The sequence below is a fragment of the Microbispora sp. CA-135349 genome (assembly GCF_050947365.1).
Lineage (GTDB): Bacteria > Actinomycetota > Actinomycetes > Streptosporangiales > Streptosporangiaceae > Microbispora.
The window spans coordinates 5,348,105-5,362,500 of record NZ_CP192001.1 but is presented as its reverse complement, the minus strand read 5'-3'; the positions used below and the strand labels follow the sequence as shown (position 1 = coordinate 5,362,500).

Sequence of the window (14,396 nt, the reverse complement as noted above, 5' to 3'; positions counted from 1 at the left end):
AGGCGTAGTCGATGGACAACGGGTTGATATTCCCGTACCCGCTGTGATGCGCCCATATCGAATCCAGTGATACTAAGGGTCCTTAACTCTCTGCCGCCTTCGGGTGGCGGGTAAGGGTGAACGCCTGGCCTGATCTGGTAGTAGGTAAGCGATGGGGTGACGCAGGAAGGTAGCCCAGCCCGGGCGGTGGTTGTCCCGGGGTAAGCATGTAGGGCGAGAGATAGGCAAATCCGTCTCTCATTAAGCCTGAGGTGTGATGCCGAGCCGATTGTGGCGAAGTGGGTGATCCTATGCTGCCGAGAAAAGCCTCTAGTGAGTGTCGCGGCGGCCCGTACCCGAAACCGACTCAGGTGGTCAGGTAGAGAATACCAAGGCGGTCGGGTGAACTGTGGTTAAGGAACTCGGCAAATTGCCCCCGTAACTTCGGGAGAAGGGGGACCTTTACTGGTGATGAGACTTGCTCTTTGAGCTGGTGGGGGTCGCAGTGGCCAGGGGGAAGCGACTGTTTACTAAAAACACAGGTCCGTGCGAAGTCGTAAGACGATGTATACGGACTGACGCCTGCCCGGTGCCGGAACGTTAAGGGGACCGCTTAGCACTCTTCGGGGTGCGAAGGTGAGAACTTAAGCGCCGGTAAACGGCGGTGGTAACTATAACCATCCTAAGGTAGCGAAATTCCTTGTCGGGTAAGTTCCGACCTGCACGAATGGCGTAACGACTTCCCCGCTGTCTCAACCACAGGCCCGGTGAAATTGCAGTACGAGTAAAGATGCTCGTTTCGCGCAGCAGGACGGAAAGACCCCGGGACCTTCACTACAGCTTGACATTGGCGTTTGGAGCGTCTTGTGTAGGATAGGTGGGAGACTGGGAAGCTCTGACGCTAGTCAGGGTGGAGTCATTGGTGAAATACCACTCTGGTCGTTTTGGACGTCTAACCCGCGCCCGTGTATCCGGGTGGGGGACAGTGTCTGGTGGGTAGTTTAACTGGGGCGGTTGCCTCCTAAAAGGTAACGGAGGCGCCCAAAGGTTCCCTCAGCCTGGTTGGCAATCAGGTGTCGAGTGTAAGTGCACAAGGGAGCTTGACTGTGAGACTGACGGGTCGAGCAGGAGCGAAAGCTGGGACTAGTGATCCGGCATCGGCGTGTGGAAGCGGTGTCGCTCAACGGCTAAAAGGTACCCCGGGGATAACAGGCTGATCTTCCCCAAGAGTCCATATCGACGGGATGGTTTGGCACCTCGATGTCGGCTCGTCGCATCCTGGGGCTGGAGTAGGTCCCAAGGGTTGGGCTGTTCGCCCATTAAAGCGGTACGCGAGCTGGGTTTAGAACGTCGCGAGACAGTTCGGTCCCTATCCGCTGCGCGCGCAGGAGACTTGCGAGGGGCTGTCCCTAGTACGAGAGGACCGGGACGGACGAACCTCTGGTGTGCCAGTTGTTCCGCCAGGAGCACGGCTGGTTGGCTACGTTCGGTAGGGATAACCGCTGAAAGCATCTAAGCGGGAAGCTCGCCTCAAGATGAGGTCTCCCACCACGAGAGTGGGTAAGGCCCCCTAGAGATGATGGGGTTGATAGGCCGGAAGTGGAAGCGCAGTAATGTGTGGAGCTGACCGGTACTAATAGGCCGAGGACTTGACCATATTATGCTCGCGTTCACTATGTGATCTCAGAGACAGCAACCGCTTGTAGTTGAGTTGGTTGTGTGTTTCATGGGGTTACGGCGGTTATAGCGGCAGGGAAACACCCGGTTACATTCCGAACCCGGAAGTTAAGCCTGTCAGCGCCGATGGTACTGCACCGGGGACGGTGTGGGAGAGTAGGACGCCGCCGGACAATTTTGTGGAAGGGCCATCCCGTTTGGGATGGCCCTTTCCGCGTTTACGGGTTGTGTCACCGTCAGGTGGCACTCGCGTCGAGGGGGGCGAAAGCTCTCATCGAGGCCCGGGCGGTGGTAACGGCGCGCTAGGCTGGCAGTGCTGGGCCACCCCACCACGGGTGGCCTTCGTCGCATCGGACGAGAAGCGAAGGCCGCGGCGGGCGCGATCTCAGCGGCCCTGTGGCACAACAACATGTCTTCCCTGGAACTCATCGGGTATGGGGCGTATCCCCAGCAATCAAGGACATTGGGAAGACGAAGCCCTGCGGCCGGCGAACCGGACGCGGTGAGCAAGCAACAGAGGATAGAAGTGAACAGAGAAGACGGGCGCGACGGCGCGGGCCGTGGCGGAGACAACCGCGAAGAGAGCAGAGACCGGGCCGAGCGCGCCGGAGGATTCCGCGGTAACGGAGGAAGCGGCGGCTTCGGCGGTCGTTATGGAGAGCGGCGAGAAGGCTTCCGGAGCGACCGCGGCGAGCGCGGTGAGCGCGGTGAGCGCGGTGAGCGCGGTGAGCGCGGTGAGCGCGGTGAGCGCCCGTTCCAGTCCGACAGGCGAGGCTACCGCGACCAGGGCGGGCCGTCCGGAGGACGGTTCGGTTCGCGTGATCGCGACGACAGGACGAGTCGCTCCTACGGAGATCGCGACACGCGTGGCGGTTACCGTGACCGGGATGACCGCGGCCGTCGTCCGTTCGGTACCGGAGACCGCGCGGGCGGGCGTACCGACGACCGCGGCGGGTACCGCGACCGCGATGGGGGGCGGAACTTCGAGCGCGGCGGTGACCGGCCGCGCGGAGCCGGCGGCTTCGAGGGACGTCGGGAACGCACCTATCAGGACAAGGACGCCTCGCGGACTGATCGGCCGCGCCGGTCGTACGCGGACCGCGACGACTTCCGGGGCGGACAGGGCTCCAGGGACCGGGAGGAACGAGGCGGCCGGTCGTTCCGCTCCGACGACCGCGGCAGTCAGCCGTACGGGGAGCGCCGCACGGACCGGCGGGAAGGCGGCGGCTACGGGGATCGCCCGCAGCGCCAGGGCGGCGGTTTCGGCGGACGCTACGGCTCCCGGGACAGCGGCGGACGTGAGGGCCGGGAGAGCCGGGAAGGCCGCTCGTTCACGCCTCGGTACGAGCGCGACGACCGTGACGGCGGTCGCCCGCCGCGCCGCCCGGACCAGGAGCGCGGCTACGGCCGCGACAACAGGGGCGGTGGCTACGAGCGCCAGGACCGCCCCCGGCGCCCTTATGGCGACCGAGGCGGCGACCGGGGCACCGATCGAGCTTCCGGAGGCGAGCAGCGGCCGCGACGGTCGTTCGGTGACCGCGATGGCAGGAGTGGCGAGGACAGGCCGAGGCGCCCCTACACCGACCGGCAGCAGGACACGGGCGGTGGCGACCGGTACCGTGACCGCGATTCCTTCCGCGACAGGCCGCGCCGCACGCCGGAGGACAGGCCCGCTGGGTCCTTCCGGGACCGTGACGACAGACGTTCCGGCGGTGACCGCGAGGGAGCCAGGACGTTCCGTGGACGTGGGCCGGGCTCCGGCGACCGCCCGCGGCGCCAGTTCGGCAGTGACCGCGGTGACCGCTCCTTCGGCAGGGACCGTGACGAGTCCAGGCCGTTCGGCGGCGACCGTGGTGCGGCGCGTCCCTTCAGCCGGGACGAGCGGGGCGGCAGCCGCACCCGTTACGGCAAGCCGGGCGAGCCGAGGACGCGGGAGGAGATTCCTCCGCTGGATCCCGACATCACGCCGGACGAACTGAACCGGGAGGCGCGTGCGGAGCTTCGCTCGTTGCCGAACGACCTGGCGGACCTCGTGGCCGGCCATCTCGTGGCGGCCGCCCGTGCGCTGAGCGCGGAGGAGCCGGACAAGGCGTACGAGCACGCCAAGGTGGCCCGGCGGTTCGCGGGCAGGATCGGTGTGGTCCGTGAGGCGACCGGCATCGCGGCCTACCATGCGGGTCAGTACGCCGAGGCCCTGGGCGATCTTCGTGCCGCCAGGCGCATCACCGGCTCGGACGAGTATCTGCCGGTCATGGCGGACTGCGAGCGCGGGCTCGGGCGGCCCGAGCGGGCGCTCGACCTCGTCCGGTCCCGCGAGGCCGAACGGCTGGATCGCGCGGGCAGGATCGAGCTGGCCATCGTGGAGTCCGGGGCCCGCCGCGACCTCGGCCAGCACGACGCGGCCGTGATCACTCTGCAACGGGTTCCCGAACTGCGAGACCCCCAGCCGAAGCCGTGGTCGGCACGTCTGGCCTTCGCATACGCGGACGCCCTGGCCGAGGCGGGCCACGAGGAAGCGGCGACCGATTGGTTCGCCCGCGCCATGGCGTTCGACGAGGACGGCGAGACCGACGCGGCCGAACGCTACGCCGAGCTGACCGGTGGTCTCATCGAGGACCTGGAGGAGAGCGACGACGAGTCCGGGGCCGAGGACGGTGACCTCCAGGACGACCTCCAGGACGACCTTCTCGGCGACGAGGAGGAAGACGAGCGGGAACCCGGCGGCGAGGGCGTCCGCGAGGCGGTCGAGAACGAGGAGGACCAGGAGGGCCTTCCCGGCGGCGCCCGGAACGACGACCTTTCCGACGACCTTCCCGAGGAAGACGAGGACGAGAACGAGGACGATCTGACCGGCGATCCGGTGGGCGGCGCCCCTTCGGGTGACGACACCGGCCTGGCGACGTCCCCGGGCGGTGAGGCGTCCGCACCGGGCGTCTCCTCCGCGCCGCCGGTTCCGCCGGCGCCGGCCGGAGAGCGGACGCGTGGCACCGATGAGGCGGAGCAGCCTCCGGCGAAGGAGAGCGGGCCGTCCTATGGCCCCGCCTTCATCGAGCCGCACTTCGGCGACGTGCTCGACGACCCGGGGAACTCCGAGGATCGGGCGAGGCGTCAGCCCTGACGTCCCCTGCGGGCGCCGCTCCGGGGGCGCCCGTCTGCCTTTCTGCAGAAAGCCGCGCTTCCGGGGATGCCCCAGGAATCCGGAATTCGGGGAAGTCAGCGTGGGATGAGGTCAAGCCAGTGCATGATCCCCGCGACGTTCGAGGGCGCACCGCTCAGCAGCTCGAACTGCTCGGCGGTGGCGTCACCGGCGCGCAGCGCGGCGTACCGCTCCCGCGTCCGCTCGCGCACCATCGCGACCGCGTGGTCGAGGTCGAGGCCCTCGGCCCTGGCCTGTTTGGTGAGGTCCACCCAGATTCGGAGCTCCTCGGCCGACCGTTCGAGGATCGGGGACACGTCGTCCACCGGTCCGTAGTGGCTGAACAACAGCCGCTGCGGCTGCAGAGCCGTGAACAGCGCTATCGAACCGAGCGCGACGTCGAGGTCGAAGTCCGGCGGTGGGGTGGCGGGCCGCAGGTCCCCGGTCTCGGGCAGGTAGACACCGGCCGCGTCGCCCACGTACAGGTCACCGGTGTGCGAGTCGAGCAGCCCCACGTGGTGTTTGGCGTGCCCGGGAGAGTAGTGACTCGCCAGGGTGCGGCCGTTGCCCAGATCGATCGTCCCGGTGTCGCCCAGAGCCCTGATGCGGGCCGCGTCGGTGGGCGCCAGAGTGCCGAACAGTACGTCGAGCTTGTCGCCCCAGACCATCTTGGCGCTCGCCATGAGCCGGGACGGATCGGCGAGATGCCGGGCGCCCTTCTCATGGACGACGATCTCCGCGGACGGGTAGTAGCCGGCGATGTCCCCCACGCCGCCGGCGTGATCCAGGTGGATATGGGTGACCACGACGGTCGCCAGGTCGTCCGGTCCCACCCCGAGGGATGACAGGGCGTCCCTCACCACGGGAGCCGAGGTCGAGGTGCCCGTCTCGACGAGGCAGGGGCGGTCGCCGAGAATCAGGTAGCCCGCGGTGATCCCGGAATAACCCGCCATGCGCGTGTCGATCTCGTAGACGTCTCCGCCGAGTGGGGTCACGTTGTCCACAGGCCACTCCTGAAACTAGAACCGATATTCACAGAATGACATTCAGAACCTCCTCGCCCCAACCCGGTCACGCACAGTGATCTCACGAGGCGGAAAGGAGATCACATGCACCGCAACGAGGTGGTTCTGGTGGGGCGGTTGTCCATGGAACCGGTGCATCGGGAACTGCCGAGCGGAGCTCCGCTGACGCAGTGGCGTCTCGCGGTCCGCAGGCCGGGAGGCCGCCCGGGCCACCAGCGGTCCGACGCGATCGAGTGCGCGACGTTCGACAACAGCGTGCGTGACATGCTCACCGGCTGGCAGCTCGATGATCTTGTCGAGGTGGAGGGCGCGCTGCGTCGCCGCTGGTGGCGCGGCGGCAGCCGCTACGAGATCGAGGTGCGTACGGCACGGCGCATCGAACCGGCCGCGCCCCGCAGGAGGCGGAAAAGGCGGCAACCGGGCGTCGATGACGACACCGCGGCCGCCGGAACCGATGAGACCGAGAGCAGTGAGACCACCGGGGCGGCGTCCGGGGCTGAGACCACCGTGGCTGAGACCGTTGGCATGTCTCAGCCCGCTGACGAGTCCGAGGCCGCGGAACCCGGCGGCCTCGCGACGTCCTCCATCGGTGACATACGGCCCGCGGGCCTTCCGCCGACCCCTTCCGGAGATGGGGCTGTCGGCTCTCCCCCGGCGTCGTCCGGCGATCAGCACGACGCCGTCCCGGCCGAGCATCTCGGCGAGCGGGTCAGTCAGTGGCGAAGATTCGCATGACCAGGCCCGTCCGAGGCTTGGGCCCGAACGAGGTCGACTTGCGCGGCACCCGCTCGCCCTGCGCCGCGACCGTGAGGACGTCTTCCGTCGACAGTGGATTCAGCAGCACCGCCGTCCCGCCGAGCCTGCGCGCCCTCTCGACGGCGGCGAGAGGGTCGTGGTGGACGACCATCACCGACTGCTCGCTGTCGGTGATCCCCCACACCTTGGGCAGGAGGAACGTGGTGAGGATCGCGGTGTCGAGCATCCGCCACCGCGGGGACTGTCCAGCCGACATCGCGTGCTCGACCTGCAGCGGATCCGGATCCGTCAGCAGATGGGCGGGCCCCTGGCCGGCGATCACGAAGGCGGGGCCGGTCGCGGTGGCGAGCCCCGCGAGGGCGTCCTCGACCAAGGCGAACTCGTGCACCTGCCAGGCGCCCTTGGCCCGGGTGGCGGCCTCCTGCAGGGGCAGCCCCGGAATGACGCGGTGGATGGCCTTGAGATCGGGCGGATAGACCGTGGAGTCGACCAGATACGCCAGGCCGTAGTCCCATGGGCCGGGCCCGATGTGGTCCTTCTGCAGCGCCTCATACGTGGCGTAGCGATGGTGACCGTCGGCGATCAGCGCCTGACGCTCACACAGGTCCTCCGCGACCGCGTCGATCTCGTGGGGATCGGTCACCGCCCAGAGCCGATGGTGGACGCCCTCACGGGTCCGGACGTCCATAAGTGGAAAGCGCTGGGTCGCCACGTCGTCGACGAGCCGGGAGGCGGTGCCGCCGCCCTCGTACAACAGGAAGATCGGCTCGAAGTTGGCCTGCGTGGCCCGCATCAGGGCGAGCCGGTCGGCGACGGGCTCCGGCAGCACGTTCTCATGCGGAAGGATCGAGGTCGACCCGACCCCCACGCCTCCGATCAGGCCCCGCTGCAGGAAACCGACCCCGCTCTGCTCGTACACGTACAGGCCGGGCAGGGAGTCGACCGTCAGCACTCCGGCGGCGAGCCACTCGCTCAGCGCGGCGCTCGCCTCACCGTAGTGGCTCACCCCGGGAAGGATCAGGCGCACCACGTTGTTCGGATGACGACTGAGCAGTTCCCGCAGTTCGTCAGGGGAGATGAGATCGTACGGCGGGGAGGTGACAGCGGCCAGATCGTCCACCGCGTAACGGACGCCGTGGAACGGACGTAGCACCAGTCCCGCCCGTTCAGAACTCTCCATACCGGGCATGTTGCCATAAGTGCCCGGACTCCCCGACGCTGCGGTGCCCGGTTGCTTGTGAAATCGGAGTGCAGGAGGGCTTACCCCATGATCGAAGGACGAAACGAGGCCTCTGCTTCTTCCAATGATCCGGGCGGTACGCCTTCCGGCGGCGTCTACGAGTGGTTCAAGCGCGGCATGAAACTTCTCGAAGAGGGCAGCCCGGCCGCGGCGGCGGCCATCCTGGAGCACGCCGCGCGGGCCGAGCCCGACTCGCGCAGCATCCGCGAGGGCCTCGCCCGGGCCCAGTTCAACGCCAAGCGGTACGACGAAGCCGCGGGCAGCTTCCGCTGGATCGTCGACGCCAACCCCGCCGAGGACTACGCCTACTTCGGTCTCGGCCTGTCGTTGTGGCGCAGCGGAGACATCGAGGCGGCGCAGGAGCCCCTCGCGGTGGCGGTCGCGATGCGCCCCGACCTCCGGCACTACGTGTCCGCGCTGAAGCAGGTCCGGGCCACGCTGCGGGCGAGGCAGGCGTGATCGTAGGCCATACTTTCGGCATGCCAAAGACCACCGGCGTGCTCGTGAACGCCTACGACACGTTGCTGCTCGACCTCGACGGCGTCGTCTATCTGGGCAGACGCGCGGTCCCCGGCGCCGCCGAGGCACTGGTGAAGGCCCGGGACCTGGGCGTGCGTCTCGCGTTCGTCACGAACAACGCGTCGCGCACGCCGGGGGCGATCGCGCAGCACCTCGGTCATCTGGGCATCCCCGCCGCCCCGGAGGACGTCGTGACGTCCGCCCAGGCGGCGGCCCGGCTGGTCGCCGAGCACGTGCCGCCGGGCTCGGCCGTCCTGGTGGTGGGCGGCATGGGCCTGCGCATGGCCCTGCGCGAGCACGGCCTGCGCCCTGTCACGACGGCCTTGGACGCTCCCGCCGCCGTGGTGCAGGGCATTGCCGACAACCTGTCCTACGGGCTGCTGTCCGAGGGGGCGCTCGCCGTGCGTCAGGGAGCGTGGTTCGTCGCGGCCAACGGCGACACGACGATGCCGACGGGCCGGGGCGAGCAGCCGGGGAACGGGTCGATGAGCCGCGTGATCGCCACCGCGACCGGCGTCGAGCCCGTGGTCGCGGGCAAGCCGGAGCCGCCGCTGCACCGCGAGTCGATGATTCGTACGCACGCGGAGCGGCCGCTGATCGTCGGCGACCGGCTCGACACCGACATCGAGGGCGCGACGCGGGCCGGTGTCGACAGCCTGCTCGTGCTGACCGGCGTCGCCGGTCCTCTCGACGTGCTCACCGCCGCGCCCCACCACCGTCCCACCCACATCGCCGCCGACCTGTCCGGTCTGCACGCGTCCGTGGTCCCTGTACGGCGTGGCCAGGGTGGCTGGACCTGCGGCGGCTGGACGGCCGGATGGCAGGACGGGACGCTCGTGCTCAGCGGGGATGGCGACCACGTCGAGGGGCTTCGTGCGGCATGCGCCGCCACCTGGGAGGCGGCGGGGGACGGCCGAGCGGACGAGGACGCGGTGAAGGCCGCCGTGGCGGTGCTCAGCCGCTGACCGGCGTGAGGGCCGGCGGCCGCCGTCCACTCCGCGCTCCCGCTCGAGGGGGTCAGAGCGGGAGCGGCCGGGAGGACCCGCCGGGTCTGAGCGGGAGCGGCCGGAAGGACCCGTGGGAGCCCGGGCGCGGAGTGACCGGGAGGACCCGCGCCTGGGCGGCAGCGGTCAGAGGAGCTTCCGAAGACGCAGCAAATCACCCAGGCTCGCGTCGATCTTGACTCGGCCGCCCAGCAGGGCGCGGCCCATGTCGAGCTCGCCGTTCACCATCGAGATCAGGTCCTCGCTCTTGAGCGTCAGCTTGACCTCGGCCGGCCGGCCGTCCTCCGGGGGCACCTCCTTGAAGGGGTCGAGCCCGCCCCGATGGATGCGGCCGTAGAAGGTCAGGCCGAGGTCGGAGATCCGGCAGGCCAGCCGGCGTTCGACCACGTGCTTGGCACGGTCCTCCTCGCTTATCTCGTCGAAGTGCTCGACGAGTTTGTCCAGCGCCGCCCGGCATTCCTCGACGGTCGCCATGTGCCTGCCTCTCTCCTCGCGGACCGTGTCTCCTCGTGAACCGCGCACGGATCACCGATCGACGATGTGATTGCCCTCTACCTACCGACAGTAGCTTTCCACGGGGGGCCTGCGCGCAATCCGTGTTGAGTCATGGAACGGCAACGGCACGAGTCCGCTGGTCCGTAAGCGGTAGATTTCGCAATCAAAGGGACTGCGCGGCGCCCTCGCGTCCACCAAAGGCGAGATCACCCGACGGAATGCCCGGCGGGGGCCACCTCCGGACGGCCCGGATGGCGCACGATCGTCGGTGGGGTCCGATAGCGTCGAGGCGACCGGCGCCGCAGCGGCCGGTGCGGGTGAAACCGCCGCCGTGTGGCCCCGTGCCGTCCGGGCCTCCACCCGAGGCCTGCGCACCCGAGCGCGAGGCAGCGGCAGAGGCCGGCGCGGCGGGGCGGATGATCGGAGCAGGAAGGGACCATGACGGACAGCGGTATCGCGACCGGGGATCATCTCGCCCAGGGCGCCGATGGCGTGCAGGCCGCGTTGTCGTCTCTCGGACGGCTGGCTCACACGCCGGTGTCCGAGCACGTGGGCGTTTTCGAGCAGGTCCTCGCCGGCCTCGAAGCGGTTCTCGCGTCCGTGGAGGATGCCGGCGGGCGGCGGCCCGAAGCCCCCGGCGGCCGGGAGAGCGATCAGTGAGCCTCACCGGAGTGGCCGCGGACGCCACGAGCCGGCCGGGCACGCCGGTCCGGACGCCGCCGGACGTCGTGGCGGGGCGGGCCCGGTGAAGCGCGTCCGGCTGGACAGCGAGCTCGTACGCCGCGGGCTCGCCCGGTCCAGGGAGCAGGCGGCCCAGCTCATCGAGGCGGGCCGGGTCAGCGTCGGAGGCCGCGTGGCGGGCAAGGCGGCCACGCAGGTGGACACGGCCGCCCCCATCGTGGTCGCGGAGACGGCGGAGGGCCCCGACTACGTGTCCAGGGGCGCCCACAAGCTGCTGGGGGCGTTGCGCGCGTTCGAGGGGCTCCGCGTCGAGGGACGCCGGTGCCTCGACGCGGGCGCCTCGACCGGCGGCTTCACCGACGTGCTGCTCAGGCACGGCGCCGCCCACGTGCTCGCGGTCGACGTGGGGTACGGCCAGCTCGCCTGGTCGCTGCGCACGGACGAGCGGGTCACGGTGATGGAGCGGGTCAACGTCCGCGACATGACCCCGGAGATGGTGGGCGAACCGCCGACGCTGATCGTCGGGGACCTGTCCTTCATCTCCCTCCGGCTCGTCCTCCCGGCACTGGTGCGCTGCGCGGCCGGGGTCGCGGAGTTCGCGATGCTGGTCAAGCCGCAGTTCGAGGTCGGCAAGGAGCGCGTGGGCGCGGGAGGCGTAGTACGCGACCCGGCTCTGCGGGCGCAGGCGGTGCGGGACGTCGCGGCGGCGGCGGGCTCGCTGGGCCTGACGGTGAAGGGCGTGACGGCGAGCCCGTTGCCGGGGCCGTCGGGGAACGTGGAATACGTTCTGTGGCTCGGGAAGGGGCCGGGACACGACCCCGTGCCCGACGTGGACGCGGCCGTCGACACGGCGGTCGCGGAGGGACCCCGGTGAGCGCGGGCGGCGAGGCGTGGAGACGATGAGCGCGATGAGCACGGGTGGCGCGACGGGAGACCGGGCGGACGCCAAGAGAACCGTCCTGGTGACGGCGCACACGGGCCGGGAAGCGGCCGTGCGCAGCGCCCGCCTGGTCATGGAACGGCTGATCGAGGCGGGCATCAACGTCCGGGTGCTCGACGAGGAGGCCGAGGAGCTCGGCTGCGCCCATGTCGAGGTGGTCCCGGAGAACGGGGCGGCGCTGGAGGAGGCCGAGCTCATCATCGTCCTGGGCGGCGACGGCACGCTGCTGCGCGCGGCCGAGCTGGCCCGCCCGGCCGCGGTGCCGCTGCTCGGCGTCAATCTGGGGCATGTGGGCTTCCTCGCCGAGGCGGAGGTGGAGGACCTGGCGTTTGTGGTGGACCTGGTGGCCGAGGGCCGCTACGAGGTCGAGGAACGCATGACGCTCGAGGTCGCCGTGCGTCTCAACGGTTCGGTTCTCGCGCGGACCTGGGCGCTCAACGAGGCGTCGGTCGAGAAGAAGGACCGCATGCTGGAGGTCGTCGCGGAGATCGACGGCCGCCCGCTGTCGCGCTGGGGGTGCGACGGCGTGATCTGCGCGACCCCCACCGGATCGACGGCGTACGCGTTCTCGGCCGGAGGTCCGGTCGTCTGGCCCGAGGTGGAGGCGCTGCTCCTGGTGCCCAACAGCGCCCACGCCCTGTTCGCCCGGCCGATGGTGGTGTCGCCGAAGTCCACGCTGGCGCTGGAGATCCTGCCCGACACCAGCGCCGGTGTGCTGTGGTGCGACGGACGCCGCCGCTTCGACATCCCGCCCGGCGCCCGCGTGGAGGTGCGCAGGGGCGAGGTGCCGGTACGGCTGGCCCGGCTGCTCGGCGTGGAGACGACAGGGGCGCCCTTCACCGATCGCCTGGTCGCGAAGTTCGGACTGCCCGTGCAGGGCTGGCGGGGTCGCGTACGCTCCGGGTGACCGCGGGCGGCGCCGCCGTCCACAGCAGGTTGCGGCGGTTGATGGTGATATGCCGGGTGAGCAGGGCTTTCGTGTCCACAGATTCTCGTTCGGGTCGTGGTCCGGACACGCTGTCCTCGAAAATCTTGACGAGTTACGCGTAGGATCTCTGGCGAGTTCGGTCGGCAAAACGGGAGGGACCAGTGCGGCCACGGGTCGAGGAGGTCCGCATCCAGGGGCTCGGCGTGATCGACGAGGCCGTACTGGAGCTGTCGCCGGGATTCACCGTCGTCACGGGTGAGACGGGGGCCGGCAAGACGATGGTCGTCACCGGTCTCGGCCTGCTGTTCGGGGGACGTGCCGACCCGGCCAGGGTCCGGCCGGGCGCCGACAAGGCGACGATCGAGGGCACGCTCGTGATCGAGCCGGGGGGCCGCGTGGCCCAGCAGGTCGCCGACGTCGGCGGCGAGGTCGAAGACGGGCAGCTCATCATCTCCCGGTCGGTCTCCGCGGAGGGCCGCTCCCGCGCCTGGCTGGGCGGCCGTGCCGTGCCGGTGGGCACGTTGACGTACATCGCCGACGACCTCGTGGCCGTGCACGGGCAGATGGACCAGCAGCGGCTGCTGCAGCCCGGCAGGCAGCGCGCGGCGCTCGACCGTTACGCCGGCGACGAGCTGGTGAAGCCCCTGCGGGCCTACGAACAGGCATACAAGCGGCACAGGCAGGTGGGGGAGCTGCTCCACGAGCTGACCGTCAAGGCCAGGGAGCGGGCGCAGGAGGCCGACGTGCTGCGGTTCGGCCTGGAGGAGATCGAGAAGGTCGAGCCCAGACCCGGGGAGGACGCCGAGCTGAAGGAGGAGGCCGAGCGGCTCTCCCACGCCGACGCGTTGCGCACCGCCGCCACGACCGCGCACGCCGCGCTGCTCGGCGATCCGATGTCGAGCGCGCAGGACGTGCAGGACGCCGTGTCGCTGCTCGGTCACGCGAAGGCGTCCGTGGAGTCCGTCCGCGACTTCGATCCCGCGCTCGCCGGGCTCGCCGACCGCCTGGCGGAAGCCGGTTACCTGGTCTCCGACGTGGCGACCGAGCTGGCCGCGTACGCCGAGTCGGTCGAGGCCGACCCGGCGCGGCTCGCCGCGGTGCAGGAGCGCAGGGCGGCGCTGAACGGACTCATGCGCAAGTACGGCGAGGACGTCACGGCGGTGCTCGCCTGGGCGCAGCGGGCCGCCGAGCGGCTGACGGAGCTCGAAGGCGACGATGAGCGCATCGAGGAGCTGACGCGGGAGCACGGCGAGCTCACCGAGCGGCTCGGCGAGTTGGCCGCTGAGCTGACGGCCGTCCGCACCGCCGCGGCCGGGCGGTTCGGCCGGGCGGTGACCGAGGAGCTGACCGCGCTCGCCATGCCGCACGCCCGGGTGAGTGTGGCGATCACCGCCACCGACGGCTTCGGCCCGCACGGCGTGGACGAGGTCGAGCTCCGGCTGGCCTCCCATCCCGGTGCTCCGCCGCTGCCGCTGACCAAGGGCGCCTCGGGCGGTGAGCTGAGCCGGGTGATGCTCGCCATCGAGGTGGTCTTCGCCGGCGCCGACCCCGTTCCGACGTTCGTGTTCGACGAGGTCGACGCGGGCGTGGGCGGCAAGGCGGCCGTGGAGATCGGCAGGCGGCTGGCCAAGCTCGCCAGGACGGCGCAGGTCATCGTGGTGACTCACCTGCCGCAGGTGGCGGCCTTCGCCGACCAGCACCTCGTGGTCGAGAAGGCGAGCGACGGCAGGGTGGTCCGCAGCGGCGTCGTGACACTCGACCGGGAGGGCCGCGAGCGGGAGCTGTCGCGCATGCTCGCCGGCCTGGAGGACTCCGAACTCGGCCGTGCGCACGCGGCCGAACTGCTCTCCATCGCCGCCGCCGACAAGACCGCCTGGGGGAAGGCGTCCTCGGGAGCGGCCAAGCGCCCCGCCCGCCGCGCCGCAGGCTGAGGACCACGCCGGTCCTGCCTGCGCGTACACTCGGCGAGGCGCGCGGGGGTGACGTTTGGATCAAGGCGCGCGGGGAAGCAGTCAA

11 protein-coding genes and 2 rRNA genes (1 of these 13 cut by a window edge) are annotated in these 14,396 nt (G+C 70.0%); 10 read left to right on the top strand and 3 right to left on the bottom strand.

Annotated features, from left to right (window positions below; genetic code table 11):
• The 3 genes from ACQPZZ_RS24715 to ACQPZZ_RS24705 form a co-directional block, all read left to right on the top strand.
• Window positions 1-1,636: ribosomal RNA gene (locus ACQPZZ_RS24715) — 23S ribosomal RNA — on the top strand; it begins 1,470 nt to the left of the window's first position.
• A 76-nt stretch (window positions 1,637-1,712) separates the two neighbouring features.
• Window positions 1,713-1,829 (top strand): 5S ribosomal RNA (rrf, locus tag ACQPZZ_RS24710).
• A gap of 353 nt (window positions 1,830-2,182) precedes the next feature.
• Entirely contained in the window at window positions 2,183-4,774 is a 2,592-nt protein-coding gene (locus ACQPZZ_RS24705) for a hypothetical protein (RefSeq protein ID WP_432922554.1), read from the top strand.
• A 95-nt stretch (window positions 4,775-4,869) separates the two neighbouring features.
• On the opposite strand, the gene ACQPZZ_RS24700 is transcribed toward ACQPZZ_RS24705, so the two are convergent.
• Window positions 4,870-5,796, bottom strand: a complete 927-nt coding sequence (locus ACQPZZ_RS24700; RefSeq protein WP_432922551.1) for an MBL fold metallo-hydrolase — start codon at window positions 5,794-5,796, stop codon at window positions 4,870-4,872.
• 105 nt (window positions 5,797-5,901) lie between these two features.
• On the opposite strand from ACQPZZ_RS24700, the gene ACQPZZ_RS24695 reads away from it, so the two are divergent.
• Window positions 5,902-6,552 (top strand): single-stranded DNA-binding protein, encoded by a 651-nt coding sequence (locus ACQPZZ_RS24695; protein ID WP_432922548.1) that lies wholly within the window; start codon window positions 5,902-5,904, stop codon window positions 6,550-6,552.
• Here ACQPZZ_RS24695 and ACQPZZ_RS24690 read toward each other — a convergent pair.
• Window positions 6,527-7,753: a DUF1015 family protein gene (locus tag ACQPZZ_RS24690; RefSeq protein ID WP_432922545.1), complete on the bottom strand. Its 1,227-nt coding sequence runs from the start codon at window positions 7,751-7,753 to the stop codon at window positions 6,527-6,529. The genes ACQPZZ_RS24695 and ACQPZZ_RS24690 overlap by 26 nt on opposite strands.
• 87 nt (window positions 7,754-7,840) lie before the next feature.
• Between ACQPZZ_RS24690 and ACQPZZ_RS24685 the strand changes: the two genes are divergently transcribed.
• Window positions 7,841-8,272 (top strand): tetratricopeptide repeat protein, encoded by a 432-nt coding sequence (locus tag ACQPZZ_RS24685; RefSeq protein WP_363640991.1) that lies wholly within the window; start codon window positions 7,841-7,843, stop codon window positions 8,270-8,272.
• A gap of 20 nt (window positions 8,273-8,292) precedes the next feature.
• Window positions 8,293-9,297, top strand: a complete 1,005-nt coding sequence (locus ACQPZZ_RS24680) for an HAD-IIA family hydrolase (RefSeq protein WP_432922542.1) — start codon at window positions 8,293-8,295, stop codon at window positions 9,295-9,297.
• A gap of 165 nt (window positions 9,298-9,462) precedes the next feature.
• On the opposite strand, the gene ACQPZZ_RS24675 is transcribed toward ACQPZZ_RS24680, so the two are convergent.
• The gene (locus ACQPZZ_RS24675; RefSeq protein WP_363640995.1) at window positions 9,463-9,810 is read right to left on the bottom strand and encodes an SCP2 sterol-binding domain-containing protein; all 348 of its coding nucleotides are present in this window, start codon (window positions 9,808-9,810) and stop codon (window positions 9,463-9,465) included.
• A 459-nt stretch (window positions 9,811-10,269) separates the two neighbouring features.
• Here ACQPZZ_RS24675 and ACQPZZ_RS24670 point away from each other — a divergent pair, with 459 nt between their 5' ends.
• The 4 genes from ACQPZZ_RS24670 to recN all read left to right on the top strand — a co-directional run bounded on the left by ACQPZZ_RS24670 (window position 10,270) and on the right by recN (window position 14,311).
• Window positions 10,270-10,491, top strand: coding sequence for a hypothetical protein (locus ACQPZZ_RS24670; protein ID WP_363640997.1), 222 nt, complete (start codon window positions 10,270-10,272; stop codon window positions 10,489-10,491).
• Between the two features lie 85 nt (window positions 10,492-10,576).
• Window positions 10,577-11,386, top strand: coding sequence for a TlyA family RNA methyltransferase (locus ACQPZZ_RS24665; RefSeq protein WP_432922539.1), 810 nt, complete (start codon window positions 10,577-10,579; stop codon window positions 11,384-11,386).
• 34 nt (window positions 11,387-11,420) lie between these two features.
• Window positions 11,421-12,359 (top strand): NAD kinase, encoded by a 939-nt coding sequence (locus ACQPZZ_RS24660; protein ID WP_432922536.1) that lies wholly within the window; start codon window positions 11,421-11,423, stop codon window positions 12,357-12,359.
• 182 nt (window positions 12,360-12,541) lie between these two features.
• A complete protein-coding gene (gene recN / locus ACQPZZ_RS24655; protein ID WP_432922533.1) occupies window positions 12,542-14,311 on the top strand; it encodes a DNA repair protein RecN in 1,770 nt (589 codons plus the stop codon).
• The last annotated feature ends 85 nt before the right edge of the window (window positions 14,312-14,396 follow it).

Excerpts from the sequence above, each read along its gene's own strand:
- ACQPZZ_RS24695 (WP_432922548.1), top strand. The coding sequence starts at position 5,902 with ATGCACCGCAACGAGGTGGTTCTGGTGGGGCGGTTGTCCATGGAACCG.
- ACQPZZ_RS24690 (WP_432922545.1), bottom strand. The coding sequence starts at position 7,753 with ATGGAGAGTTCTGAACGGGCGGGACTGGTGCTACGTCCGTTCCACGGC.
- ACQPZZ_RS24685 (WP_363640991.1), top strand. The coding sequence starts at position 7,841 with ATGATCGAAGGACGAAACGAGGCCTCTGCTTCTTCCAATGATCCGGGC.
- ACQPZZ_RS24680 (WP_432922542.1), top strand. The coding sequence starts at position 8,293 with ATGCCAAAGACCACCGGCGTGCTCGTGAACGCCTACGACACGTTGCTG.
- ACQPZZ_RS24675 (WP_363640995.1), bottom strand. The coding sequence starts at position 9,810 with ATGGCGACCGTCGAGGAATGCCGGGCGGCGCTGGACAAACTCGTCGAG.
- ACQPZZ_RS24670 (WP_363640997.1), top strand. The coding sequence starts at position 10,270 with ATGACGGACAGCGGTATCGCGACCGGGGATCATCTCGCCCAGGGCGCC.
- ACQPZZ_RS24660 (WP_432922536.1), top strand. The coding sequence starts at position 11,421 with ATGAGCACGGGTGGCGCGACGGGAGACCGGGCGGACGCCAAGAGAACC.